The sequence below is a fragment of the Bradyrhizobium sp. RDI18 genome (assembly GCF_043203335.1).
Taxonomy (GTDB): domain Bacteria; phylum Pseudomonadota; class Alphaproteobacteria; order Rhizobiales; family Xanthobacteraceae; genus Bradyrhizobium; species Bradyrhizobium retamae.
This window is the reverse complement of the sequence record NZ_JBICRN010000008.1, coordinates 2,447,314-2,471,601: the sequence shown is the minus strand read 5'-3', so window position 1 is coordinate 2,471,601 and position 24,288 is coordinate 2,447,314. Positions and strand designations below refer to the sequence as shown.

General features: G+C 58.3%; 20 protein-coding genes and 3 pseudogenes. 11 read left to right on the top strand and 12 right to left on the bottom strand.

Translation table 11 applies throughout. The features are described from left to right. The first annotated feature begins 403 nt into the window (after positions 1–403). From ACFXS9_RS21070 to ACFXS9_RS21060, 3 genes are all read left to right on the top strand, one after another. Complete coding sequence (locus ACFXS9_RS21070; protein ID WP_392691744.1) at positions 404–1,495, top strand: IS5 family transposase; 1,092 nt, start codon at positions 404–406, stop codon at positions 1,493–1,495. A 722-nt stretch (positions 1,496–2,217) separates the two neighbouring features. Continuing rightward, entirely contained in the window at positions 2,218–3,267 is a 1,050-nt protein-coding gene (locus ACFXS9_RS21065) for an IS630 family transposase (protein WP_392691749.1), read from the top strand. A gap of 376 nt (positions 3,268–3,643) precedes the next feature. Further along, positions 3,644–4,948, top strand: coding sequence for an IS701 family transposase (locus tag ACFXS9_RS21060; RefSeq protein WP_392691746.1), 1,305 nt, complete (start codon positions 3,644–3,646; stop codon positions 4,946–4,948). Between the two features lie 274 nt (positions 4,949–5,222). On the opposite strand, the gene ACFXS9_RS21055 is transcribed toward ACFXS9_RS21060, so the two are convergent. From ACFXS9_RS21055 to aepX, 8 genes are all read right to left on the bottom strand, one after another. Then, positions 5,223–6,314, bottom strand: a complete 1,092-nt coding sequence (locus ACFXS9_RS21055) for an IS5 family transposase (protein WP_392691744.1) — start codon at positions 6,312–6,314, stop codon at positions 5,223–5,225. A gap of 83 nt (positions 6,315–6,397) precedes the next feature. After that, complete coding sequence (locus ACFXS9_RS21050; RefSeq protein ID WP_392691741.1) at positions 6,398–7,510, bottom strand: PLP-dependent aminotransferase family protein; 1,113 nt, start codon at positions 7,508–7,510, stop codon at positions 6,398–6,400. A 181-nt stretch (positions 7,511–7,691) separates the two neighbouring features. Next, positions 7,692–9,281, bottom strand: a complete 1,590-nt coding sequence (locus ACFXS9_RS21045) for a hypothetical protein (protein WP_392691738.1) — start codon at positions 9,279–9,281, stop codon at positions 7,692–7,694. Between the two features lie 266 nt (positions 9,282–9,547). Continuing rightward, positions 9,548–10,153 (bottom strand): CDP-alcohol phosphatidyltransferase family protein, encoded by a 606-nt coding sequence (locus tag ACFXS9_RS21040; RefSeq protein ID WP_392691735.1) that lies wholly within the window; start codon positions 10,151–10,153, stop codon positions 9,548–9,550. 7 nt (positions 10,154–10,160) lie between these two features. Continuing rightward, complete coding sequence (locus ACFXS9_RS21035) at positions 10,161–10,961, bottom strand: phosphocholine cytidylyltransferase family protein (protein ID WP_392699903.1); 801 nt, start codon at positions 10,959–10,961, stop codon at positions 10,161–10,163. A 202-nt stretch (positions 10,962–11,163) separates the two neighbouring features. Beyond that, a complete protein-coding gene (locus tag ACFXS9_RS21030; protein ID WP_392691732.1) occupies positions 11,164–11,325 on the bottom strand; it encodes a sugar phosphate nucleotidyltransferase in 162 nt (53 codons plus the stop codon). A 66-nt stretch (positions 11,326–11,391) separates the two neighbouring features. Further along, positions 11,392–12,585: a pyridoxal phosphate-dependent aminotransferase gene (locus ACFXS9_RS21025; RefSeq protein ID WP_392691729.1), complete on the bottom strand. Its 1,194-nt coding sequence runs from the start codon at positions 12,583–12,585 to the stop codon at positions 11,392–11,394. A gap of 357 nt (positions 12,586–12,942) precedes the next feature. Then, positions 12,943–13,812 carry a phosphoenolpyruvate mutase gene (aepX, locus tag ACFXS9_RS21020; RefSeq protein ID WP_392699901.1) on the bottom strand — a complete coding sequence of 290 codons (870 nt, stop codon included), beginning with the start codon at positions 13,810–13,812 and terminating at the stop codon, positions 12,943–12,945. Positions 13,813–14,573: 761 nt separating this feature from the next. On the opposite strand from aepX, the gene ACFXS9_RS21015 reads away from it, so the two are divergent. The 5 genes and pseudogenes from ACFXS9_RS21015 (at position 14,574) to ACFXS9_RS20995 (ending at position 18,450) form a co-directional block, all read left to right on the top strand. Continuing rightward, positions 14,574–14,903: a hypothetical protein gene (locus tag ACFXS9_RS21015; RefSeq protein ID WP_392691726.1), complete on the top strand. Its 330-nt coding sequence runs from the start codon at positions 14,574–14,576 to the stop codon at positions 14,901–14,903. A gap of 155 nt (positions 14,904–15,058) precedes the next feature. Then, positions 15,059–15,486: pseudogene (locus ACFXS9_RS21010) on the top strand (electron transfer flavoprotein subunit alpha/FixB family protein); the annotation flags it as partial. A gap of 249 nt (positions 15,487–15,735) precedes the next feature. Beyond that, positions 15,736–16,024, top strand: a pseudogene (locus tag ACFXS9_RS21005) (ferredoxin family protein). Between the two features lie 243 nt (positions 16,025–16,267). Continuing rightward, positions 16,268–17,029: an autoinducer binding domain-containing protein gene (locus ACFXS9_RS21000; RefSeq protein WP_057846706.1), complete on the top strand. Its 762-nt coding sequence runs from the start codon at positions 16,268–16,270 to the stop codon at positions 17,027–17,029. A 352-nt stretch (positions 17,030–17,381) separates the two neighbouring features. Further along, positions 17,382–18,450, top strand: a pseudogene (locus tag ACFXS9_RS20995) (cytochrome-c peroxidase). 831 nt (positions 18,451–19,281) lie between these two features. Here ACFXS9_RS20995 and ACFXS9_RS20990 read toward each other — a convergent pair. After that, the gene (locus ACFXS9_RS20990; RefSeq protein ID WP_392691722.1) at positions 19,282–19,977 is read right to left on the bottom strand and encodes an outer membrane protein; all 696 of its coding nucleotides are present in this window, start codon (positions 19,975–19,977) and stop codon (positions 19,282–19,284) included. Between the two features lie 102 nt (positions 19,978–20,079). Between ACFXS9_RS20990 and ACFXS9_RS20985 the strand changes: the two genes are divergently transcribed. Further along, positions 20,080–20,481 (top strand): hypothetical protein, encoded by a 402-nt coding sequence (locus ACFXS9_RS20985; protein ID WP_392691719.1) that lies wholly within the window; start codon positions 20,080–20,082, stop codon positions 20,479–20,481. Positions 20,482–20,818: 337 nt separating this feature from the next. On the opposite strand, the gene ACFXS9_RS20980 is transcribed toward ACFXS9_RS20985, so the two are convergent. Then, positions 20,819–21,631, bottom strand: coding sequence for a hypothetical protein (locus ACFXS9_RS20980; RefSeq protein WP_392691717.1), 813 nt, complete (start codon positions 21,629–21,631; stop codon positions 20,819–20,821). An 8-nt stretch (positions 21,632–21,639) separates the two neighbouring features. On the opposite strand from ACFXS9_RS20980, the gene ACFXS9_RS20975 reads away from it, so the two are divergent. Then, positions 21,640–21,888, top strand: coding sequence for a hypothetical protein (locus ACFXS9_RS20975; RefSeq protein ID WP_392691715.1), 249 nt, complete (start codon positions 21,640–21,642; stop codon positions 21,886–21,888). A 156-nt stretch (positions 21,889–22,044) separates the two neighbouring features. Here the strand turns inward: ACFXS9_RS20975 and ACFXS9_RS20970 are convergent, their stop codons facing one another. Continuing rightward, positions 22,045–23,070 (bottom strand): IS110 family transposase, encoded by a 1,026-nt coding sequence (locus tag ACFXS9_RS20970; protein ID WP_392691712.1) that lies wholly within the window; start codon positions 23,068–23,070, stop codon positions 22,045–22,047. Further along, positions 23,009–23,551 carry a hypothetical protein gene (locus tag ACFXS9_RS20965; RefSeq protein WP_392691709.1) on the bottom strand — a complete coding sequence of 181 codons (543 nt, stop codon included), beginning with the start codon at positions 23,549–23,551 and terminating at the stop codon, positions 23,009–23,011. The genes ACFXS9_RS20970 and ACFXS9_RS20965 overlap by 62 nt, the downstream gene beginning before the upstream one ends. Before the next feature lie 396 nt (positions 23,552–23,947). On the opposite strand from ACFXS9_RS20965, the gene ACFXS9_RS20960 reads away from it, so the two are divergent. Further along, positions 23,948–24,274 carry a helix-turn-helix domain-containing protein gene (locus tag ACFXS9_RS20960; protein ID WP_392691706.1) on the top strand — a complete coding sequence of 109 codons (327 nt, stop codon included), beginning with the start codon at positions 23,948–23,950 and terminating at the stop codon, positions 24,272–24,274. Positions 24,275–24,288 lie beyond the last annotated feature (14 nt).

Here is a 24,288-nt window from a genome sequence, read left to right as displayed (position 1 = left end):
CGCTGATCGCCACCGATCGAACTGCGCTATTCCTTGGCAGACGAAGGCATCGCGGCAAGTGGACCGACCTGCTTTTCATACGTTACTGTAACGAAGGTTCGTTTTGCTCTGTTCTCGGCGAGTAACGATGATTGTCTTCTCGCGAACTCCTATAGGAAGCTGCGATGAATATGATCTCGGCTTTCCCCGAACGCGGCATCGCGGTGAGATGCTGCGCGAGTAATTCTTGAGCTTGGCGGTAAGATCACGGAAAGCGCCCTACGCGAAGCTGGTGAAGGGAGCTCCTGAACAGATCGCTCGGCTAGAGGCCACAGCACTAGCAGGATGCTGAAAAAGACGTTTCGTGAGTCGGCTGGAGTGTGATTCTGTGCATGCGTTTGATTCCTTTGGATTGGGGACCTGGATGCGCGGCGAAGATAAGCATGCGGAACACCTTTTCAGCTACGTGCGGCTGGAGACACGGATCCCGACGGACCATCCGCTGCGAGCGATCCGGGAGCTCGTTGATGCGGCGCTTAAGGATTTGTCGCGGTCGTTTGATCGGCTGTATGCCCGCGAAGGACGGCCGTCGATCCCGCCGGAGCGGCTGTTGCGAGCGCTGTTGCTGCAGGCGTTCTACACGGTGCGCTCGGAGCGGCAGTTGATGGAGCAGCTCGACTACAATCTGCTGTTCCGCTGGTTTGTCGGATTGTCTGCGGACGATTCGGTGTGGGACGCGACCGTATTCTGCAAGAACCGAGATCGGCTGCTCGACGGCGATATCGCGGCAAAGTTTTTCACAAGCGTTCTCAACCTGCCGCAGGTGAGCAAGCTGCTGTCGAGCGAGCACTTCTCGGTCGACGGGACCTTGATCGAGGCCTGGGCCAGCATGAAGAGCTTTGTACCGAAGGATGACGACGGCAAACCACCTGCGGACAAGGGCGGCGGCGGGCGCAATGCCGAGCGCAACTTTCACGGCCAAAAGCGTAAGAATGACACGCATTCTTCGACCACTGACCCGGACGCCAGGCTGTTCCGCAAGGGCGCTGGCAAGGAAGCTAAGCTCTGTCACATGGGTCATCTGATGACGGAGAACCGCAACGGGCTGATCGTCGATGCGCGACTGACCGAGGCCAACGGCACCGCTGAACGGACGACCGCGCTCGACATGATCGAGGATAATGCCCACCCTGGCAGCACTGTGGGGGGCGACAAGAACTACGACACTGCCGACTTCGTCGCGGGCTGTCGCGAGCGCGGCTGCACCCCGCATGTCTCCCAGAACAATGCCAATCGCCGCTCGGCGATCGATGCGCGCACCACCCGCCATCCCGGCTATCGCATCAGCACCATCAAGCGAAAGCGGATCGAGGAGCCGTTCGGCTGGATCAAGACGGTCGGCGGGCTGCGCAAGACCCGTCATCGAGGCCGAGGCTTGGTGGAGTGGTTCTTTGTATTGACCGCAACCGCCTACAATCTCGTTCGCATCCCCAAAATTCTGGCAGCGACGGGATGAATCCGTCTGGAGCATCGAAAATGACGAAAAACGGCAACCAGAACCCGGCGTCCGACGCCGTTCGGACCTCATCGACCGTCGCCTCGTCGCGCTCATTGAGAAAATCGCTCCCGCAATCAGCTTTTTCAGCACCCTGCTAGAGATTCGAACCGAATCTGGAGGGCCAAACGCGCGGTTGATTGTTACGCAGGAGCTTAACAATCAAAGTTTCGGCCCGCCGCTGTATCGCGCAAGTGTGCGTCAGCGCGAGACCGATCTTCGTTGGACTCAGTCAGGCGCGCAAATCTGCCCTTACTCGGCACATCGTCACGCCATCGTGCTTCAAACTCCAGTAATCCTGCCAGCGAGCTCGGAGCCGAGTCAGCCAGCATTGATGCAAATTGCGAACGGTGCCGGGTTCGACGATCGTACCTAGCGTTAACAACGAAGGTCCGTTGACAGATCGGTCTATCTCGGTAGAGCGTCGATATTGCTAATACTGCGGTGCTTTCCAATTATTGATCAAACAAGCTGTCTAGACGACCGATTCCATGAAACCTGGGCTGATGGAGCAGGCTGAATTGGTGGAACGGACAGGCTGTTGGCGGATTCCTCGTTTGCGGTCGGCGAAACGAGGAGCTGTATCATGGCAGGATGGCGGCGAGCGGTCGAATTGGCAATGAGTGATGAAGAGATAGCGACCTTGACGACGCTTTCGCGGTCGAGGATCGAACTGGCGAGCCGTGTCGCGGGCGCAGATGCTGCTGGCGTATCGGGAAAATCCTTCGTTCTGCGCGGTGGGCCAGAGACTTGGGGTCCATCATCAGACGGTGCAGCGCTGTGTCGAGCGGGCGCCGGCCGATGGCCCACTGGCAGCCCTCGACGATCGCCCGCGACCGGGCAAGGAACCAACCATCACGCCTGAGGCCAAAGCCTGGTTGGTGTCGCTGGCCTGCGACAAGGCCAAGGACCACGGCTATCCACATGAGTTGTGGACGACGCGGCTCTTGGCGCGCCATGCGCGTGAACAAGGGCCGGCGGCGGGGCATGCGTGTTTAGCCAATTTGGTCCAGGGAACGGTGTGCAAGATCCTCGGTCAAGAGGAAATCAAGCCGCACAAGGTGCGCTATTATCTTGAAAATCGCGACGCCGAGTTCGAACAGAAGATGGCGGAGGTCCTGTGCGTCTATCGGAAAGTCGAAGTCCTGAAGAAAGCCTTTGCCAAGGGAAAGAAGAAGCGGGGAAAACCGGTGACGATCGTTTCCTGCGACGAGAAGCCGGGAATCCAGGCCATCGCAACGACGGCGCCGGATTTGCCACCCAAGCCTGGCGTCCACGCCACCTTTGCGCGCGATCATGAATACAAACGCCATGGCACGCTCAGCCTGTTGGCTGGGATTGATCTGCTCACCGGCAAGGTCCACGCCCTTGTCAAAGATCGCCATCGCAGTCGAGAGTTCGTCGAACTCCTCAGGCTTATCGATGACGCCTATCCGCCGAACACTGCGATCAAGTTGATCCTCGACAATCATTCCGCGCACATCTCGCAAGAAACCAGAGCCTGGCTCGCCACTCGACCAAGCGGGCGCTTCGAGCTCACCTTCACGCCCAAGCACGGCTCATGGCTCAATCTCATCGAGGGATTCTTCTCCAAGTTCGCCCGTTCAGTCCTCCGCCACATCCGGGTGGCCTCAAAACACGAACTCAAGGAGCGCATCATGGCCGGTATCGACGACGTCAATCGCCATCCGGTCATCCACACGTGGTCCTACAAACTCGCCGACGCCGCCTGATATGATTCGAACCAAGAAAACGCTAATCTAGTAGCCGGAGCGAGATCGGACAGATGGCTGGTTTCAGAGTTGACCTTCCGCCCAAGTGGTTTGCAGTCCGGTGTCGCCGAGGTACGTTTGATTTGCCTTCTCGGGCAATGGCCGGGACGGGAGCTGGCGCGGAACGTTCGGCATAGTGCAACGCCAGTTTCATCGCGGTCGGAAGGGGAAGCCCAATTCGGAGGGCATTCTCCATCCGACCTTCGCGCGCGGTCGTGGGTCGTTGTAATCTGCCCGCCAGCAGCTTCTAGTCTTACTGAGTCAGAGTGTCGCGGCCTTTGCCGAGAAGAATCATATATTTGAAAAGACTCAATTTTCAGCATGCGGAGAGGCTGAGATGGGTTTGGCAAAATCGGGGGACGTGGCGTCGCGGTTTTCGGCGTATGTTGAGGGTCTTACGAGCGTGATCGGGCATGCGGACCGAGCCAAGCCACTTCGCGATTACTGCACTGGTCTGATGATGCCTTGCGATCGCAAGAGTGTCGAGCCGATGGCGGCGATCACGGCTCCTGATCGGACAGCAGCGCAACATCAGTCGTTGTTGCATTTTGTCGGTCAAGGCGACTGGTCGGACCAGCAGGTTTTGGCCAAGGTCCGCGAGATGGTGCTGCCGGAGATCGAACGGCACGGGCCGATCGAAGCTTGGATCATCGATGATACGGGCTTTCCCAAGAAGGGCCGGCATTCGGTCGGGGTTGCACGGCAATATTGCGGCCAGTTGGGCAAGCAAGACAATTGTCAGGTCGCCGTGACCCTTTCGCTTGCAAATCATCATGCGAGCTTGCCGGTGGCCTATCGTCTGTATCTGCCAAAGGAGTGGGTGACGGACCGTACACGTCGGCGCAAAGCCGGTGTACCCAAGGAGATTACCTTCAAGACCAAGCCGGCAATTGCACTCGATCATTTGCGCTGGGCCTGTGCGGCGGGCTTGCCGCGCGGCGTGGTACTGATGGACGCCGGCTATGGCACCGACACCGCTCTGCGTGGAGATATCACCGCACTTGGCCTGAGCTATGTGGCTGGCATCCTGCCACAAACATCGGTATGGACGCCTGGAACTGGGCCGCGGCCGCCGAAGAAGTGGTCGGGGAACGGGCGACCTCCAAAGTTGCTGCGGCGTGACAGCAAGCACCGACCGATTTCGGCCAAGAAGCTTGCGATCGGCCTGCCATCACATGCTTGGCACAAGATCACGTGGCGTGAGGGTACGGCAGAACGGTTGTCCTCGCGCTTTGCCCGTGTGCGCGTCCGTCCGGCACATCGAGATTACTGGCGCGCCGAAAGCCGGCCGGAGGAATGGCTGCTGATCGAGTGGCCGGCAGGCGAGGAGGCGCCGACCAAATATTGGTTGTCAACGCTTCCGGCGAACATTGGCTTCCGTCAGTTCGTCGATATCGTCAAGCTGCGCTGGCGCATTGAGCGCGATTATCACGAACTCAAACAGGAAGTTGGCCTTGGCCACTTCGAGGGGCGAAGCTGGCGTGGCTTCCACCATCACGCAACACTGTGCATTGCCGCCTACGGATTTCTGGTCTCCGAGCGAGAAACGATTCCCCCCTCAGAAACAGCCTCCACCAAGCTGTTCAAGGAAGCTGCAATTCCCGAAACTAATCGACCGAGGGGGTCCGCCATTGCGGCCTGAACGACACGTCCCAAATTCGATTGCCACCGTTCGGAGAAGATTGAACGCGGCTCTCGTGTCCACACTATCTCGATGCCCTTGTTGCATCAGACCAATCTCACCTCGAAGTCGGTGAAAATTATGACGCAGTAGGACTAGCAGGGTGCTGAAAAAGCTGATTGCGGGAGCGATTTTCTCAATGAGCGCGACGAGGCGACGGTCGATGAGGTCCGAACGGCGTCGGACGCCGGGTTCTGGTTGCCGTTTTTCGTCATTTTCGATGCTCCAGACGGATTCATCCCGTCGCTGCCAGAATTTTGGGGATGCGAACGAGATTGTAGGCGGTTGCGGTCAATACAAAGAACCACTCCACCAAGCCTCGGCCTCGATGACGGGTCTTGCGCAGCCCGCCGACCGTCTTGATCCAGCCGAACGGCTCCTCGATCCGCTTTCGCTTGATGGTGCTGATGCGATAGCCGGGATGGCGGGTGGTGCGCGCATCGATCGCCGAGCGGCGATTGGCATTGTTCTGGGAGACATGCGGGGTGCAGCCGCGCTCGCGACAGCCCGCGACGAAGTCGGCAGTGTCGTAGTTCTTGTCGCCCCCCACAGTGCTGCCAGGGTGGGCATTATCCTCGATCATGTCGAGCGCGGTCGTCCGTTCAGCGGTGCCGTTGGCCTCGGTCAGTCGCGCATCGACGATCAGCCCGTTGCGGTTCTCCGTCATCAGATGACCCATGTGACAGAGCTTAGCTTCCTTGCCAGCGCCCTTGCGGAACAGCCTGGCGTCCGGGTCAGTGGTCGAAGAATGCGTGTCATTCTTACGCTTTTGGCCGTGAAAGTTGCGCTCGGCATTGCGCCCGCCGCCGCCCTTGTCCGCAGGTGGTTTGCCGTCGTCATCCTTCGGTACAAAGCTCTTCATGCTGGCCCAGGCCTCGATCAAGGTCCCGTCGACCGAGAAGTGCTCGCTCGACAGCAGCTTGCTCACCTGCGGCAGGTTGAGAACGCTTGTGAAAAACTTTGCCGCGATATCGCCGTCGAGCAGCCGATCTCGGTTCTTGCAGAATACGGTCGCGTCCCACACCGAATCGTCCGCAGACAATCCGACAAACCAGCGGAACAGCAGATTGTAGTCGAGCTGCTCCATCAACTGCCGCTCCGAGCGCACCGTGTAGAACGCCTGCAGCAACAGCGCTCGCAACAGCCGCTCCGGCGGGATCGACGGCCGTCCTTCGCGGGCATACAGCCGATCAAACGACCGCGACAAATCCTTAAGCGCCGCATCAACGAGCTCCCGGATCGCTCGCAGCGGATGGTCCGTCGGGATCCGTGTCTCCAGCCGCACGTAGCTGAAAAGGTGTTCCGCATGCTTATCTTCGCCGCGCATCCAGGTCCCCAATCCAAAGGAATCAAACGCATGCACAGAATCACACTCCAGCCGACTCACGAAACGTCTTTTTCAGCATCCTGCTAGTCGTGGACGAGGGGCTTGAGGGCGATCAAAGCTCGCTCAAGGCTGGCACGGGTTTCCGGGCTACCTAAGACAATCCGAATGGCGTTCGGGGCGTTTTCCTCGTCAAGGGCGAACATGCTTCCGGGGCGAAGTTCTACCCCAGCCCTGGCTGCCGCGGCTATAAAGCTCGATTGTGTCCATCTGCGCGGAAGAGTCAGCCATATGTGTAGTGCCTCCGGCTTGGCCAGGTAAGTTGCACGAGCGAACAGTTTCGCCGCGATTGCCTGTCGGGCTGCCGCTTCACTGCGAATAGCAAGCAACACCTTTTCGGCAGTGCCATCAGAGATCCAAGTTTGAGCCACTACCGCAGATAGGGGAGCGACATGCCAGGTCGAGGTAGCGTGAAAGCGATCGAACGCGCTTGCCACCGCGCCCGCGGACGGCGGCAAGAGATAGGCAATCTTCAAGCCTGGAGCAATGCATTTCGCCAAGCCTGCGGCGTACCAGGTGACGTCCGGCGCCAACGCACTAATTGAAGGCGGAGCTTCCTTTGGAAGGAACCCGTAAACATCGTCTTCAATGATCATAACACCATATCGTCTCGCGACGTCGGCGAGCGCGAGGCGGCGCTCGCGCGACATGATCATTGTGGTAGGATTATGAACCGTGGGCATAAGGAATAGAGCTTTGGGGTTGAGTGTTTTGCACGCGTGTTCAAACGCGTCCGGCAACGCTCCGTCGTTGTCCATCGCTATGCCCTTGACATCGATGTTCAAGAAGCCGGAAATCCGCCGCAAATCATAGTAGCTCAAGCTCTCGGTCAGCAGCAGGTTACCACTTCCTACCACGCATACTAATGTGATTAGGAGCGCGTTCTGCGTTCCATTCGTGAGCAGGATACGATCAATTGAGGGCGCAACAGCGAAGCGCTTTGCAAGCCAAGTCGCTCCAGCTTGGCGATCAGCTTCCGTTCCGCCGAAGCGGTGATATCTCAACAACTTCTCGAGCTCATTTCGTTCAGCCAGCTCAACTAGCGTTTTCGATAATTTGGTACCCATCCAATCTGGCGTTGGAGGGGTGGTTCTTATAAGGCTGATTGGCTCTCTTTGTTGCTGGGCATGGATGTTCATTTTGACGTTCCGGATAAGCCAAACCAGGTTTTCATGGACGTGCACGGGATCCGGCGAGGGCGCCTTAGGCAACAGCTCGAGCTTACATCTGGTGCGCGGGATCGATCTCGGCATTGCGCCGATATGTCGGCGTGGACCGCTATGACGAGATGGAGAGTCCGTGTGTCCACGTTCTGAATGGTCATTCGGGTCTTCCCTGGCTTAGGGCGACAGCCTGCGGGACTGAATCATCCGGAGCGAGGTGGACGTGTCTTGCATGCCATTCCGCAAAACCATATTGACCTTTGAAAACCGGCCCGAGATGTTCTTTGGCGGTACCGCCCAGCCGAACCTTTCCGCTGATGGAGCCGTCCGCCGCGAAATCGCCCTCGAAGTCGTAGAACAGCGAAATCGGCAACTGCTCATGCGCAGCCTCAAAGTGGACATGGCGGCCATGAACTTCACCAGATACAACTCCGGTGGAGGATCCCGTGTGATGAACGCCCGATATTAGTTTGCCGTTCTGCTGAATGTTGATCTGATGTGTCGCCGAACCATGAAGGAATTGCATTTCGAGACACCAACTGCCCGAGACATTGACTTTTGCAGGGAGGTTGGGGGTAGGTTGAGCTATCGACTGGGGGCTACGGAACGCGGTTGCCAAGGCGCGGCCGACGGTCTCCGCGTCATCCTCAGAAAGATTCACGGGATCCAATATGATCGAGATTGGCGTAGACCAAAAATCGTGGATCAGGATCCGCGGCCGTTGTTTTAATAGGGCGAGTCTCAACTGTTCGGCACTAAACGGAATAACATCAGGGTCCCAGATGACCTTCAGTCGGATGGCTGTAACAGAACCAGGCCAGGAAAGCACTTCCGTCCTAACGCCCAGCAGGTTAAGGTGAGCCTCAATCCGCTTTAAGCGCGGAAGCCACTGGTCGCGCTCGTCCTTGGCCGATCCAAAATTGATCCAGCGGTCTAGCGCGATTAGTGCGCCGACCACTTCCTCCTTGCCAACCTTCATTGACCGTCCGAATGCCTGGTGAGGCGCTCCAATCCACCAGATAGCCTTACAAAGCCGTTCGCTGCCAAGCACGATAGCAGTGGATTGGGGCCCACGGATATATTTGCCACCTGCGTAAACCACCAGGTCGGCTCCATACTTGATCCAGCGATCCGGCTTTCCTGGTGAAAGCCCGGCGGCATTGACGAGAATTGGCACGTCGTGTGCGCGCGCGAAAGGCAAGAGTGACCTTATTGGCAATACCGACGCAGCCTCCATGCGACCCAGCACGCAGATCATCGCAACGCTTCCATCAAACGCCTGCGCCAACTCCTGTGTGCTACCAATGCTGACGATCTTGCCACCCGCGGCGCGGACCGCCTGTTCATATGAAAACCGCTGATCGGAGGGAATTAGCACCTTGTTGCGCAGCCCCGACGTGTCCGGCAATCGCAACATCAGCTCCGGATTATTTCCGGCAATGCACGCTGCGGTGGCCAACACTAGCGTTGATGCAGTGCCGGCGGTAATGACGCCCCATTCGGCGCCCGTGAGCTCAGCGAGCCTTTTACCTGCGGCTTCAGCGAGCTCATCCATGTCGACGAAAGCCTCGGCAGCGGCATTCATTGCGGCGATGACCTCGTCGCTCGGATTGCTTGCGCCGTAAATCGTGCGGACACCAGCGCATTGGATGAATGGTTCAACGCCGACTTGTCGATAGATCCAGCCCCTCGTGTGGTCTCGTTCGGACAGATCACATGCATCTATAGGGTCAGGCCGCATATTCATGGCAGCCACTCCATCGCAAGTATGATGCATTCCCCAAAGGGTAATGACAACGACGACCAGGAAACCTGGCGCAAGCCGTCTTCAGCACTCGGGGAACGCAACGTTCTCGACAGCAAGTGCGACGAGGACGCAGGCGACAAGGTCCGGAAAATCGTGAGCAAAGGCGGACGAAGCGGTCCGCAGCAGGAAGCCGTACCACGAGCCCGTTTACTCGCGCCGATCATGCCAGTCTCCGTAGATCTCATCCTAATCTGCCCACGAGCTGCTCAGAGAGAGCGGCCGACTAAAGCGACCGATGACGCGACGGCGAAAACGCTGATTGCTGCATACATCGCCATGTTCGGTGATGGCACACGAATAGAGGCCACGTGAGCGACAGCGAGCAGCAAGAAGCAGATATTAACAATGCCCGCAAATCCTTCAGCAGGGATAAGAGGTTGGAGAAGGAACAAGAGGGCCAGTAGCGGCACGTCGTATGACAAGGGCACACCTAAGAAGCGCCCATCGGACGATCTGCCGAAATTCGCAAAGTAGCTAAGCCGAATTGCCGCGGCCACAAGCAGGGCGGTTGCGGTCGCCAGGGCGAGGAGGGAGGCGTGGCTGAGTTGGATCACAATCGCTGCGGGCAAGACGGCTCCGTAGATAATGTCGCCGAACCCGTCGAGGCTCTTTCCCATTTTCGCAACATCTGGATCACGATTCTTCGTGAGAGCTGCCACGACCCCATCAAGATGATCTGAGAGGACAGCCCAAAGCGCCGCCGCCACGGATAGCTCAAGCTGCTCGGAGAGAGCGAAGAATAGGCTGACGGAAGAAAAAAGAAGTCCTCCGATTGTTATGGCGTTCGCTGGATCCCAAAGGTATTTCAGCATTGGTGGCTCACCTACTCTGCAGCTCACAAGCCGGGCCGAAGGCGTTCGCTCCCGAGAAAATGCGCTCTGCGATGCGCAGATCTTCTGTGCTATCGATTTCGTACCACCTGAGAGCGTCGCAACGCGCCGCTGCGAGCTGTAGGCCGCGCCGTTCCACCAGATACGCAAGAAGCTCCTCGATGTAGGCCTGAGCAGCTCCGGAGCCGATGATATCGTCCAGCCCTGGAACGATCGTTGCCCTGAGAGTCCGCGCCGAGAATCGTAGCAGGTTCATCGTCTTGAATAGTCTTGGCCCATCCGCGACAAGCTTTGCGGCGGTTTGCTTCATGCGGAAACCTGAGATGAAGCCGCTATCCGACAACAGAACTGCCGACCCTTCCATCAATTCAGCGAAGGGAGCAACTGCAGCCACATCGGTCGCCTCTCCGATCATCAGGTAGCGCAACACATCCTCCTCGAAAAAAACGTCGCCCTCGAGGAGAAAGCAGTCTCCGGAAAGAAGCGCGTCGCGCGCCAGCCACAAGGAATAGGCGCTGCCGGTACGGTCGAAGACGGCCGACTCGACATACTTGATTTCGAGCTCACCAAAGCGGCTGCCGCAGGCATATTGAATTGCGTCCTTCCGATAACCGACGACGATCGTCACCTCTTCCACGCCGACGGCTTCCAAATTGTGCAGAGCGTTGTGAAGGATCGGAGTGCCGTTGACTTGGACTAGCGGCTTCGGGCGCAGATTGGTCAGCGGACGCAGGCGGGAGCCCAACCCGGCCGCGAGAATGACGGCTTTCTTTGGAGCATTGGTAGTCATTTCATTCCCTTTCATCATCGCAGGATTTTCCGCACCGTCGTTCCCGGACGGTGAGGATTGCGACCTGCTGTCTGGGGAAAATTTCGAGTTTTTCGGATATAATCCCGGGGGAGGCGACGCCTGCGGCGTCTCGAATGCGGTGCCGGATATAGCGCGACCCCGGCTTCCGCATGCAGCCTGTTTAGATGTCGTCGGCTGTCCTTCAGGCAACATTTCGCAGCAGATCGGAAGGTTGAGCAAGGGGCACAAGAGCGGCCAAATTGCCGAGTGTGTTGTGCAAGATCGGCGTGCCAAGCACTTCGAGTAGCGGCTTTGGTCGGGTCTCGGTCAGAGGCCGCAGGCGGGAGCCAAGTCCCCGCGGCAAGGATGACGACGTGGCTTGGAATGTCGGGCATTATGGTAACCTCTTCAAATACAGGCACCTTGCCACTCAAAAGGTCAGTTCGTTCAGAGTTGCGGTCAGACGCCGCAAGGCTTTGTCGAGCAATTTGAGATTGATGCCGTAGGAGAGTCGAACCCCAGCGGGGTCGCCGAAGGCAGTGCCCGAAATCGTTGCAACACCAGCGTCCATCAGCAACTTTTTAACGACGTCATCGGCGCTGAATTCGCGGCCATGGGTCTTGGCGTGCCGCTGCAATTCGCTGAGATCGAGATAGAAGTAAAATCCACCTTGGGCGGTAGGTTGGGGTACCGATGTCAGCGTTGAAAGGATCGAGAGGCCGAGCTCCCGCGCGTTGGCAACTTGGCGCTGCAACTGCAATTGGTATGCAGGACCGCCGCACTCGAGGTAATGGAGCAGCGCGTGCTGTGCAATGACATTTGGATTGGAGGTTGTATGGCTTTGCAGCGCTTTAACCGCGCCGATGACCGCCTTGGGGCCTGCGAGATAGCCAATCCGCCAGCCGGTCAGGGCCAAGGACTTGGAGAACGAATTGACGATCAAAGTACGATCGCGTGCCCGGGGCGCAACCGAGACGATCGGATGATGGGTATGTGGGGCATGGGCGAAAGCTCCGTAGCATTCATCGAAGATGATCCAGAGATCCCGGTCCATGGCGAGCTGGGCAACGCCAGCAAGAGCTTCGCGGTCGTAGATTGCGCCAGTCGGATTGTTCGGCGTGTTGACCACGATCGCCTTAGTCCTTGATGTAACGGCCTTCACGAGATCCGTAAGCGTTGGCACATAATTACTCTGCCGGGTCCCAATAAAGATCGGCGTGCCGCCGGCAATGATGATCTGGGCCGGGAAAGTAGTCCAGTAGGGGGCGGGGATCAGCACTTCGTCGCCCGGGTTCAGAATAACCATGGCCGCATTGAAGAGCGCCTGTTTGGCGCCGCTCGTCACCGCGATTTCGTCCGCCGACCAGGGTTGAGCGGTCTCAGCGGAAATCCTGCGAGCAAGCGCATGTCGCAACTCCATCATACCGAGCGTATCAGTGTAGCGGTTGACGTTGCGATTAATTGCGGCGATCGCGCCCTCGCGCACCGAGGACGCCAGGTCGGTCCAGATCTCTCCGGCGGTCAGATCGATGATTTCTTTGCCGTTCGTGGCAGCCGCTTTGGCGGCGGTTCTCGCCGCGGCCGTGCCCGACGAGTTGAACAGAACTGTCCGTTGCGCCAACATGAGCGCTCTCCGTCGATCCAATGTCGCCTATGGTTGCTGCTGTGGCGCGGGGTCTACCGGAATCCTTGACCCCACAATTCAAAGGGGACGGATCATCTCCGTTTCGGCCGTTCTCCGAGAGAGAAATTAGCTCCTGCTCTTCTTCGGTGACTAGGTGGCCATTGAGAGAGGAGATCGGGCCGAGATACGGCAGCAATGCACAGGTCGGCCGAGTAAGAGCTGTGGCGCCATTTGATGGCACGTCCAGTGCCAGGAGGGCAAACAAGTGCTTCGTTTACGGTTGCAGTGGAGCGTGACGATCGGGCAGGCGGTCGCATCGCAGGCAGTCCTTCGAGAATGAGTAGTGTGGATGACAAGCTATTGCCGTGAGTCAGGGGGATGGAGATATCGCGCTTCCGCACGGACGAGTTCGTCGTACCTCAACAAATCGAAGACCTCATCGAGCGTTGCGATATCTGGCTCAATGCCGTCAATGCCTTCCTCGGCGATAATGCGGCCGCAGACGTGCCGCATTGCCGCTATTGCAGCTCGCATGGAGTGGTTGGCCCAGATCACTGTGGAGATGCTGGCATCCCGATATTTAGAGACCGGTGTTCGATAGTATTTCGTTGGAACGATTACGACAGGCAGGCAGTTCTGCCAGGCACTCGCGAACGAGAGGACCTCGTCCGCGGTGCTCTTACTCGAGTGAATGAGGATCGCGTCGGCGCCCGCGGCGGCGTAAGCGCTAGCGCGTAAAATTGCCTCGTCCATTCCATGGCCGGCGATCAGCGCTTCGATCCGGGCCACGAGAACCAAGTCGCCCGCGACTGTATCTTTCACTGCCCGCAGACGGCCGGAGAATTCATCGATATCGGCTAGGGGATGCCGATCGCCAACGAACGAGTTCATCTTCGGAAAACAGCTGTCCTCCAGCGCAATCCCGGCAGCGCCACGCTGACGGAGTTTGCGCGCCAAGAGGCGCGCATTGTTGAAATTCCCGAAGCCGCCATCGCCATCAACGAGCACGGGCAGCTCCGTTGAGTCCACGATGCGCTCGACGACGTCGACGAGTTGGTTCCATGACGCTTCATTGGCATCGCGGTAGCCCAGAGAGCAGGCAATTGACAGGCCCGACGCCCACAAACCTTTAAAGCCTGCCCGCTTCGCGATCGCGCCAGAGAGCGCATCATGAGCTTCCATGAGGAAGGAGAGCTCGCGGTTGGAGCAAATCTCAGCGCGCAGTATTTCTGCAAGTGAGGAGTCAGCGCATCGATCAGGGCCGTTGGCGAGAAAAGATTGTGATTGATCTTGCATGCCACTCCTTGCAAGTGCCTTCGACCGGCCGGACATTCAGGGCATGCTTCGCCCAGTTCTTGATCGAGGCAAGCCGCTCGGGCAATTCCGCAGCCCAACCGTAGGTGACATGCTTCTGTCATCTCGATCAATTGCTAGCTTTGGTAGTTGACTGGGTCGCAACGTCTTGCAAGTCGAAACAGGATACCGCGGGAGTCGGGCTAAGTCCTAACAATCACTAGACGTTCGATCGTTGGTGGCGGAAATTCAAAGCGCACCCTTTCGACAATGGGCAAACCTCATCAGCTCAGCACTTCTTGCTCTGCTCGACCTCGAGTGCGATCCGAAATCGCGTCCTGCTCCTGGCGATGCGAAGCGTCGTCCAAGGCGAAAGGGGGTTTGGTTTTTCGTCCTCGTGAACGCTGTGGCCGCTCACCTTGTGTGTTACGCGCCCCGCTCTCACCGCAGATGAGGGGAGAACATATCCCGTCTTACGCTGCGCTCTTCTTGATCTACATCAACTAATGTCGCGGCTGCTGCAAACGGCGATGTCGGATTTCCGACCATGTCGCAATTGCGTCGATCGCCTATCGTGCCCAATCGATCGCCAATTCTCTCAAGCATTTGTCTCCACGCCTGATTCTCGCGAGCGCCGCAACTGGTACGAGCCTTGCTGTTCTCATCCCAGGTTCTCGGAACTTGTGGAGTATCGCATGCACGGTATCGTCTGGGTCAAGCAGGTTTCCAACTTCGCTCAGATCCGCGTGCGCCCCGTGGCCAACAACTCCATGCGCCACCGGGAGGCCGACGCGGACCATTATCAACATCTACGATCTGTTCGCGCTGCGAGCAGTGCCGGAGCTAAGCGAAGAGTGCGGCGCGTGCTTATCGATGGCCGCCGAGCCCTACGCAAGGCACTGACCTTCGGCGCCGACCACATCGTACGGTCATTGATCGCGTATGAGCCAGGACGGCACGCTGGCGACCAGCTATGCGTTGACGACCGCAATCCGCAAGACTGGGAGCGAGTATGGCCCGGTTGATGTCACCTTCACTGACAAGCAGACGATCGACGGCGACACCGCAAAGGTCGAGCCCGGCATTGCGAAGCGGCCCGGCCTGCTGCAGCTCACTTGCGTCGCTAAGACGGGGGCCCCGGATCTCCGCGTACACTCCATCAAGGCGGAGCAGCACTCCATTCGTGCCGGACTGCGAATCCGCAAACGTCGATCTCGCGTATGCCGATGTCGTGGTCGCCGAGGGTCTTGGGCTCCGATCGGACGAAAATTGTCAAATGGTGCGCCAGCTCGCCGCTGTCCTTCGCGCCGAATATGGCTGCTCAGGTCCGCTGGCGCAGAAGGGCTGGGTCACCTCCGCCCGGCAGATCGGTCACACCGGCAAGATCATCCGGCCAAAGCTCTTTATCGCGGCCGGCATTTCCGGCGCGATCCTGCATCGGGTCGGCGTCAAGGGCGCCGACCTGATCGTCGCCATTAGCATCGAGAAGAACGCGCCGATCTTCGAACTCGCCCATGTTTGTAGTGTCGCGAACCGGCTGCTGGCGGCGCCGATGGCCGCCTTCGTGCGCGTCTGCGGCCGCATTCGTGCGTCCAGTTCGCGAGCTAGAGGAAGCTGTCACGATCGAGGTAAGGTTCGACGCCATCGTAGTCGGCGCCGGGATAGCCGGCATGCCTCCGTGCTACCTATGGCCAAGTCGACATGAAGGCGTTGCGGCCCAAGCGCGGTGAATATTCGCCCGCGCCCTGTGCCGCTGCACGATCCGGAAAAGTGGCCGCCGGTTTTCGAAAGAGATCATGCACAAACAAAAGACTGAAGCCTTCTCTAATCGTGGATGCCAACTACGGAGACTGAAACATGAATGTCGAGCCCTCAGTGTGCCTCGAAGGGAAGCTGTTCGACAAGCGCAATCACATCGATCTCGGTCGTTCCCATATCGGGGTGCGCGCGCACAATGCGACCGCTGCTTTCGCTCGTGAAAGCCGGCCCCGCGCGCTGCTTCGAGCCGAACGCCAAGTGAGACGTGGAGATCACCCTCGACGGCTGCATCGAACGCGATACCCACCGCGTCGTTGGCGAGCCCTCTGGCGACATAAAGTGGAGCTGCCAGCGCCACGGTTATGGTGTGCCGTTCGAGCTTAAGTGAAGAGGCGCTGCACCTCCGCTGCTTGATTGCGTGCCCGCGGTTTCGATTGACCTGTCCCTTCTGGGCGCCTGCTGGGAGAGGTCAACGAATTCGGGAATAGCATTTGCCGCAGCGCGCGAGCGTTCAGACTAGATGAAGAGCGGAGCAAGGGCTTCGCTGAGCGGAATAAAGCTAGAACTCCACCTAAAACACTCAATCGAACGGCGCAATAGCGGCCTCTTGGCTGCCCTCGTGAGGCGCCACATGGACTTATTCAGCTTCATCGAATGCGCGAAGCGAACGCGCTCTATTAAAGCGCTGTTCGATCTTCTTGTGAGCTGTGCGAGCGAGGAGGGCTTCAGTGAAGTCGCTTACGGAGCACTCACCTTCGCGGAGCCGCCTCGTCTACCGGAGTATCTACCGCCCGCGGTGACCGTGAACTTCCCGCCTGACTGGTGCCACCGTTATTTTGAACGTAACTACCGTGTCATCGACCCGGTGGTCCGGCGGACACCAATGCTTCCGGGGCCGTTTCTCTGGGACGAACTCGCCAAGCAATATCAACTGCAATCCGGCGAGCAGCGCGTACTGGACGAGGCCAGAGACGCAGGTCTGAAGCACGGTATGAGCGTGCCATTGTTTGGGGCATTGGGCCGAGTATCTGTGGTATCCTTTGCATCTCCGTTCGACGACGCCGATCCTCAGTATCGTATGAGTCACCTCAACACACTGGCCTGGCACTTTCATATCGCGTTTGCGGAGATCGCGCGGCCCTCGGATAGCAGCTGCGACAGGAAACTTACCCTGTCTAAGCGCGAAAAAGACTGCCTGAGCTGGGTGGCAGAGGGAAAATCGTCTTGGGAAATTGGGAAGATCCTGAAGGTCAGCGAGAATACAGTCAATTTTCATCTTAAGAACGTGATGCGCAAGCTGGGTACGACGAACCGCACCCAGGCCATCGTAAAGGCGATTCGCCTCAATCTCATTGAATTCTCGGCGGCGCCAGCGCTGGCGACTGGATGCTAACTGACCTGAGCGTGTGGCGTCCGCTCGCAGGATTCTCCATGGCATGACGATCTAATCTCGTTGAGAACAGCAGCGAGTTGGATGCCGCATCGGTATAATCACAAAAGGCCTGCGCCGGCCACCCACGAATCGGCCGCCGCTAGTTCGTGGCTGTCGCGTTTCTGACACCGCACGGCTTCTGTCAGGTTCAAGACACCTAACATTCTCCGCGGGGTCGCAGTTGCTTTGAAGGCTAAATCAGCAGCTTAGCTCTTGCGAGCGCCACTGGCGCGGCGGTTGCTATGCAGCCATCACTGGGACAAGCGTGAGTGCGTGACATAAACAGGGACGACGCCCTCCTTGTTTGGTGCCGATGAGAGGTATTGTGAAGAAGTCAGCGATATGGGAGCTTCACCTCGTACGCAAGCTATCCGTTGCGGCCGTTGCGATGTTGGCCTCATCACAGACTAGCGCCGATGATGATTTGATGAGAGCTGCTAGGCAGATTTTCAAACCGATCCCCTCGATCATGCCTGCAGTGGAAGGACAATCCGGTCACCCACGAGAAGGTCGAACTCGGCAAGATGCTGTACTTCGATCCGCGGCTGTCAGCCAGCGAGATTATCGGCTGCAATAGCTGCCATAATCTTGGTAGCGGCGGAGTCGATGCCGGTCCGACCTCGGTCGGGCACGGCTGGCAGCCGGGTCCACGTCGGGCGCCAACCGTCTATAACGCGGTATTCAATGTGGCGCAGTTCTGGGATGGACGTGCCGCAGACCTCAAGGCACAAGCTAAGGGACCCGTGCAGGCGCGTGTCGAAATGAACGCGACCCCAGATCATGTGCTCAATACGTTGAATTCGATGAGTGACTATGTGGTCATGTTCAAGAAGGCGTTCCCGAACGAGGCGGCGCCGGTCACCTTTGACAATTTCGCGAAGGCGATCGAGGCGCTTTGAAGCGACTCTGATTACACCGGCTGCTCCATTCGATCAGTACCTTGAAGGCGATACGACTGCTCTCAATGATCAGCAGAAGGCAGGATTGAAGCTCTTCATGCAAACGGGGTGCTCCTCTTGTCACAACGGAATCAACGTCGGTGGACAAGGCGTGATCGAAAGGCCGGGCGCAACCCTGCTTCCGGCCTCCGACAAGGGCCGATACGCGGTCACCAAGGCTGCCAGCGACGAATACGTTTTCCGCGCCGCGCCGTTGCGCAATGTCGCGTTGCGGGCTCCATACTTCCATTCAGGCCAGGTTTGGAGCCTTAAGCAAGCGGTTGGCGTGATGGGTGAAACCCAGCTCGGCATCGAGCTTAGCGATAAGGAAAGGAACGATATTGTTGCGTTCTGAATTCGCTCACTGGGCAGCTGCCTAAGATTGAGTATCCGAAATTGCCCACGCGTACCGACGCGACGCCGCCGCCCTCTTTAGGCAGATAGTATGGTTCTTCCACCGTAGTGGGCATTGCGCGTTCTTTGAATGTAAAGGAACGCGGCGCAGGCCTTCGGCGTCTGCGATGCATGAATTCGCAAAGGCGGTGCAGGATGGGAGCAGGACACAAAGCAAGTGCCCGATCAGCTGCCCGATGAAAGCGCAGCTATGACAAAGCGTCTGATAGCACCAAGTCCAGAAGGCTATAAAAACTGACGCATATGACAGGACTGTTGATGTAGGCAAACAGTGGCTCGGGTTGGGCCTGAATCGTCAACAGACACAAACGGGTTTATCTTGCCGTGTATCCGCGCGTTGAGCCCAAGGTCAAGGGGGATGACAATTTAACCAAGCGTTCTGCACAAAAGGGCGGCCGCAGAATACCCAGACGTCGAGCACAAGCAGTACCATACTCGTAGCAATCTAATCGTGTGAGCGGGCTGAAAGCCGATCCGGCGCTTCCAAACGTGAGATGCGTAAGCTGAACAGTGCGTTGCGGACCGCAGAATGGAAGTAGGCCTCGGGTTGAATATCCGCGGAAGCATGGGAGGCGATCTTGAACCGGGCAAACTGTCCGGCCGTCTGCGTGCTCATCCCCTAACCATGCATCACCATTGTGCCGGGCCGTGTCAGGTTCGCGATTGCCATTTAGCCATTCGAGTTTGGTGGTGATCACATTGAACATACTCAACCCAAACGATTTGCAGGCAGAACGTCCTTGCATATTCCCGGAAAATACAGAACGCGGTTAGGTGACCGTTCCGCGGCAGATGAATAGCTCGAAAAAAGCCCCGGGCCCGAGGGCCGGGGCTCTCGATCCGCCGTTTGACGCGAAGAGATCAGTATTTGAGAACCGGCGGGCTAAACTTGTAATTGAGCCGCAGGGTCAGGAGATCGAAATCCTGGCGGATGCGATCGGTCGCGACCACACCAGCGGCCGTGGTGAAGTTCACGTTGGCGTCCGGCATGAACAGGTGGTCGTACTCGACGCCGACCGACCAGTTCGGCGCAAAGCCGACTTCCACACCCGCGCCGACAGCTGCGCCCAAACGCGTATTGTCGGTGCTCGCCAGCTGCGCGCCGGTCAGGGTTGAGGTGACCTGATGGGTGTTGCTTGTCACCGCAGCACCGCCCTTGGCGTAAAGCAGAACGTTGTTGGAGGTGTAGCCGATCAGGCCGGTGATCAGGCCGAACGCGTCGGTCGTGCTGCGGTTAGTATTGAGGGGGAAGGTGGTGCTGACATTGGAGCCGCTGAAATCAGCCCAGTTGCCCTGACCTTCGATACCAAACACCGCCTGGCCCATCTGCTGGCGATAGCCGATCTGGCCACCCACGGTGCTACCGGTTGCATCGCTGAAGCCCCAACCGCCGTTGATGCCGATGTACAAACCGCTCCAGTCGTAGATCGCGGCCGCGACTTGCGGCGGTGGCGGCGGCGCCATGTAGACGGGCTGCGCAGCGAGATCCGCGCCGAATGCGGGTGCGGCCGCGCCAAGCGCGACGATGCTGCAAGTCACAAGCAACAAGTTCTTCATTCCAGTTTCTTTCCTTTACATGGCCCCCGGGCCGCGCGCGTCTTAGCAACGTCATCGGGAATTGCTGTAACGACAGCGCAACACTCACTCGAAAGAAAGAGCTTGAAACTCACGCCGCGTCAGGTTGTAGGCTTGGAAACCATGACCAAATGTGCACAACGCAAAGCGTTGATCGCGTATCGGATCTGGGAGAGATGTTCGTCAATGCCAACATTGGAGTGGAGGGTGTCGAATCAAGGATCGCTGACCAAGGCGCGCGTGGGCGAGAGCAGCGACGAACTGTATCGGATCGTCTGGCTGAGTGTTGTTCTCGCTTTGCGGCCAGAAGGGCGCATCCCCTCGGAGCCTCTTTTGATCAAACAGCAGAGGCAACGCCGACCATCGACTTCATTCATGCAACGCCTATGGGCCCTGAAGCAGATGTCACTTACCGCGGCGCCGAAGCGACCGCTGGACCAGCTACATCTCGCTGGTTTGATCAATCTTGAGTCTCAAATGGTGTGATCGACGCCGGAACCGAGCACCAAGCGGGCCTTGCGAAGGATGCGCGGAACCTCATTCATCCCGGTAGAGCACTGCGCTCGGGCGAAGCATGTAGTAAAGCTACAGCGTGCGCCGGCTTGCTCCAACGTAAGTCGCGCCTTCGCGATAGTGACAGCGGCCTTTGCAGGTGACAGCGGTAGCACGAAACGGGTAGAAGCCGGGCCGTGTACGCAGGTGATCAGCTCCGGAACCACCAAATCGTGGATCGCGAATGCAATGGATTGTCCTTCGACGATGCAGTGGACTTCCGGCCGTTCGGACACGATATAGACCGACTTGAAGCCGATTCCGAAGGAGCCTATCTTGTTCGCTTCGTTTTCGTGGTGTTGCCGATTCCGGTGATCCCTTCGATGTCGTTTCGCTCGAACGGGCGACCGTTATGATGGAAAATGACCGCATCTTTGGTCAGCTCGAAGCGAGCCCCAGCTCGCGTCCGCGTCCTCCGCGTCCTCCGCGTTCTGCAAGAGTTCGAAATGGGTCGGATCCGCGTACTTTTCGACGGTCGCGTTCCAAATGCCGCGATCAAAGTTGTTCTCATGGCTGGCGGCGACCCACCGCTCATGTCTCTCGCGCAATGCATCGAGCCATACATTGAACGTTTCCGCCATCTCAGCTCTCCACCTCGATAATTCCGGCGGAATTGATAAGGAATAAAATCGACGCGACCGGCCTGCAGTGAGTACAGGTTGGCCAAGCTTGGCGCGGCAATTTGCAGAGCGGTCAATCGAGCATTCAGCTCGTTACTGGTGGCTTGGATTGCAGTTGGTGCGAGGTCGGCCGGCTGAAGCTGGCTTGCATAGAGCATCTCCATTCGACCTTCGATGAAGACCGAATAGCGGGTCTCGCGGTTGCTTGGAGTGACGGCAGTTACAACGCCAATTCGCTTTGGATCGGAGCGCAAAGCCACGGTCTCACCGACCGAGAAGCTGCCTCTCTGCGAATCTTCGGCAATTGCCGTACGCTCCGCGATCTTTTCGCGAACTTTCTTCTCGAGCGCAGCAACGTCAATTCCGCTCGCGATGGCGACACGCTTGATTTCCTCCGGGCTGGCGTTGAGAACGCCCTCCGCGAGAATTTCGAGTACACGTTCGTCGGTCGCCTTATGGCGCATAATCCTGAATGAAAGTCGTCGAAGAGCCGGTTCGCCATTCGTCGGCGCGCCGTGTCGTATTGGATCGCGTCTATACCAAGCGCCCGCTGCGCCTCATCGCAATCGCTATCCGCCAAGATATGCTCGAAGATGCCTTGTATGGACGGCGCCCGCGGCGCAAGAGGAATCTGACGTTTCAGCGAAGCGTTCGGGTGCAGCCATGTATCCGGCCTTTGAATGCAGCCACTTTGGCCGCTGGCCTTGATGTGATCCGCTGATCGGGTCCCAAACAAAAGCACGCGTTCTTTCCTCGCGTGGCACCTTACGGGTTTTCCCAATCGACGGTCTCGACCGTTTCGCATCAATGTCGTCTTCACCCCTGCAGTTCGTGAACGCACGGACGCAACCTCATCCTCCCATTGCCGAGCCCCTTGTTAGACTGCCACAAGTTGGGGCGCCCGGTAGGTCCCACCCCTGGCCAGCAATGCCCAGGCGATCCGCGCCATCTTGTTGGCCAGCGCGACGGCGACGACCTTGAACGGTCGCCGAGCGAGAAGCTGAGTGAGTGAGGGATACTTCTCCGGCTGCTGGCGCGCACGCCGTAAGACAGAATGGGCTCCGACAATAAGAATACGCCTGAGGTATTGGTCACCCTGTTTCGAGATCGGCCCGAGCTTCTGTTTGCCGCCGGTCGAATCCTGCCGCGGCACGATCCCGATCCAGGCCGCAAAATCACGACCCGACCGGAATGCCTTCGGGTCCGTGACGACGGCGGTGATGGTCGTCGCGCCTACGACGCCGATACCGGGGATGGTCTCGAGCCGCTTACTTGCCTCGTTCGAGCGATGCTGCGCAACGATCCGTTTCTCGATCGATCCGATCATCGTCTGCACAGCCTGAAGCTGCGCCGCTAGTACGGTCAGGCTGGCGTGGGCGTCGATCGGCAAGCGCGAACTCTCATCCTGTGCGACGATCGCCAACAACTCTTTGATCCCTTCGCGCCCCTGTGCAGCCGTAACGCCGAACTCGGCCAAATGCGCCCGTAATGCATTGATCAACTGGGTACGTTGGCGCATCAGCAGGTCGCGTGCTCGATGCAGCATCAACTGGCCCTGCTGCTCGGCCGACTTAATCCGCACGAAACGCATGGTCGGGCGCCGCACCGCCTCACAGATTGCCTCCGCGTCGGCGGCATCGTTCTTATTGCGCTTGACGTAGGCCTTCACATCCTTCGCTGGCATCAGACGGACCTCGTGGCCCAGCTTCGTCAACTCGCGCGCCCAATGGTGCGACGTGGCACAGGCCTCCATGCCGACCAGGCACGGCGCCAGAGCTTCGAAGAACGCTATAATCTGGCCGCGGCGAAGTTGCTTTCTGACGATGACCTTCTCGGCCGCGTCAATGCCGTGAACCTGGAACACGTTCTTGGCGATATCCAAACCGATCGTGGTAATTTGCATGTGGACGGCTCCCCTCATGTGATTCGTCTTCGACGAACCACCCTATGGCACTGCGATGCCGGGAGCGGGCGCCGTCCACCACATCAAAAGCGATCGGATCCGAAGCAAGGGCGCAACGCATTCGTGAGATTAGGTCGTCCATTTCGTATCTGGTTGAAGGATCCTGTGTCTCGTCCTCGAACATCTGGTCGGTTTCGTCTTCCCTCAGAGGTTCGCGACGATCTTCCTGGCGCCACTGGCTCGCGATGCTGCGCATCACCTGTGAAAGGAATGCTGGAAGCGGGACTTCGCTGGGCCACAGCCGCCGCCCCGACAAGATGCGGTCGAGCGCCTCGTAGAGGAGATCATCCGTATCATGGTAGCGTAGGCCGGCTGCCCAGGCGCGGGCTAACAACGACAGACGCACGAGGTCGGGCCCGCGCAAGCGGCTGATGATGCGGCGAACCTCGCCGAGGGAAAGATGCGTCGCCTCATCGTCCATTGATTGCCGACCAGGCCTCCAATGAGTGTTGCGCTGCAGGTGGCCTTTCCGGGAAGGCTTTTCGAAAATTTTTCGGGAAGTTACCGGCGGCGACCGACCGACGCGAGTCTCGCCGGGGGACCAAAAGAGCCTTGGTGATCAATGCACAACGCCTTCTTATAATCTAAGTCTATGTTATTGCTGAGATAATTATAACTGCCTTGAAATGTCATCTGACAATCATTACACTTATTACAGTTGCGCGGAGGTGTGGACCATGACTGACGTGGTCACCAGCTTAAGATCGATGATCGTGATCGGGAAGAGGCAAAGAAGGGCGCGGGCCTGCTTGGCGGGCTTGCAGCGCCTGGCGGCCTGTTCTTCACAGATCCCTCCGGGAAGCCGATCCTGACAGAGATGCCTGCATCGCTCTTGCGAGCGGTGCACGATTTTCTCGACGCCATCTCGCAGCCGGGCGAAACCTTGGTCTTCAAGGCGGAGCATGAGGTTTCCCCAGAGACGGCAGCCGAGATGTTGGGCATCTCTCGTCCCATCGTGTACAAGCGCATGGATGTGGGGAAACTGCCGTTCCGGCAGATAGGCACCCATAGACGAATCCGTGTCGCAGATGTCGCGCGCCTGAAGCAGCATGAGGAGCAGCGCCGGAATGCTGCGGCTGAAATAGCTGCCGATACCGAGGATCTCGAGGCGAACTATGCCGAGACCGGTAACCGGACCCCTTGATGCAAACGTTCTAT

What these genes read in the sequence shown, in the direction of transcription:
- ACFXS9_RS21060 (WP_392691746.1), top strand. Translation starts at nt 3,644, where the DNA reads ATGGGTTTGGCAAAATCGGGGGACGTGGCGTCGCGGTTTTCGGCGTAT.
- ACFXS9_RS21040 (WP_392691735.1), bottom strand. Translation starts at nt 10,153, where the DNA reads ATGCTGAAATACCTTTGGGATCCAGCGAACGCCATAACAATCGGAGGA.
- ACFXS9_RS21050 (WP_392691741.1), bottom strand. Translation starts at nt 7,510, where the DNA reads ATGAACATCCATGCCCAGCAACAAAGAGAGCCAATCAGCCTTATAAGA.
- ACFXS9_RS21000 (WP_057846706.1), top strand. Translation starts at nt 16,268, where the DNA reads ATGGACTTATTCAGCTTCATCGAATGCGCGAAGCGAACGCGCTCTATT.
- ACFXS9_RS21055 (WP_392691744.1), bottom strand. Translation starts at nt 6,314, where the DNA reads ATGCGCGGCGAAGATAAGCATGCGGAACACCTTTTCAGCTACGTGCGG.
- ACFXS9_RS21045 (WP_392691738.1), bottom strand. Translation starts at nt 9,281, where the DNA reads ATGAATATGCGGCCTGACCCTATAGATGCATGTGATCTGTCCGAACGA.
- ACFXS9_RS20970 (WP_392691712.1), bottom strand. Translation starts at nt 23,070, where the DNA reads ATGCAAATTACCACGATCGGTTTGGATATCGCCAAGAACGTGTTCCAG.
- ACFXS9_RS21035 (WP_392699903.1), bottom strand. Translation starts at nt 10,961, where the DNA reads ATGACTACCAATGCTCCAAAGAAAGCCGTCATTCTCGCGGCCGGGTTG.
- ACFXS9_RS20990 (WP_392691722.1), bottom strand. Translation starts at nt 19,977, where the DNA reads ATGAAGAACTTGTTGCTTGTGACTTGCAGCATCGTCGCGCTTGGCGCG.
- ACFXS9_RS21025 (WP_392691729.1), bottom strand. Translation starts at nt 12,585, where the DNA reads ATGTTGGCGCAACGGACAGTTCTGTTCAACTCGTCGGGCACGGCCGCG.
- ACFXS9_RS20965 (WP_392691709.1), bottom strand. Translation starts at nt 23,551, where the DNA reads ATGGACGATGAGGCGACGCATCTTTCCCTCGGCGAGGTTCGCCGCATC.
- ACFXS9_RS20975 (WP_392691715.1), top strand. Translation starts at nt 21,640, where the DNA reads ATGAAAGTCGTCGAAGAGCCGGTTCGCCATTCGTCGGCGCGCCGTGTC.
- ACFXS9_RS21015 (WP_392691726.1), top strand. Translation starts at nt 14,574, where the DNA reads ATGCACGGTATCGTCTGGGTCAAGCAGGTTTCCAACTTCGCTCAGATC.
- ACFXS9_RS20980 (WP_392691717.1), bottom strand. Translation starts at nt 21,631, where the DNA reads ATGCGCCATAAGGCGACCGACGAACGTGTACTCGAAATTCTCGCGGAG.
- ACFXS9_RS21070 (WP_392691744.1), top strand. Translation starts at nt 404, where the DNA reads ATGCGCGGCGAAGATAAGCATGCGGAACACCTTTTCAGCTACGTGCGG.
- ACFXS9_RS20960 (WP_392691706.1), top strand. Translation starts at nt 23,948, where the DNA reads ATGCCTGCATCGCTCTTGCGAGCGGTGCACGATTTTCTCGACGCCATC.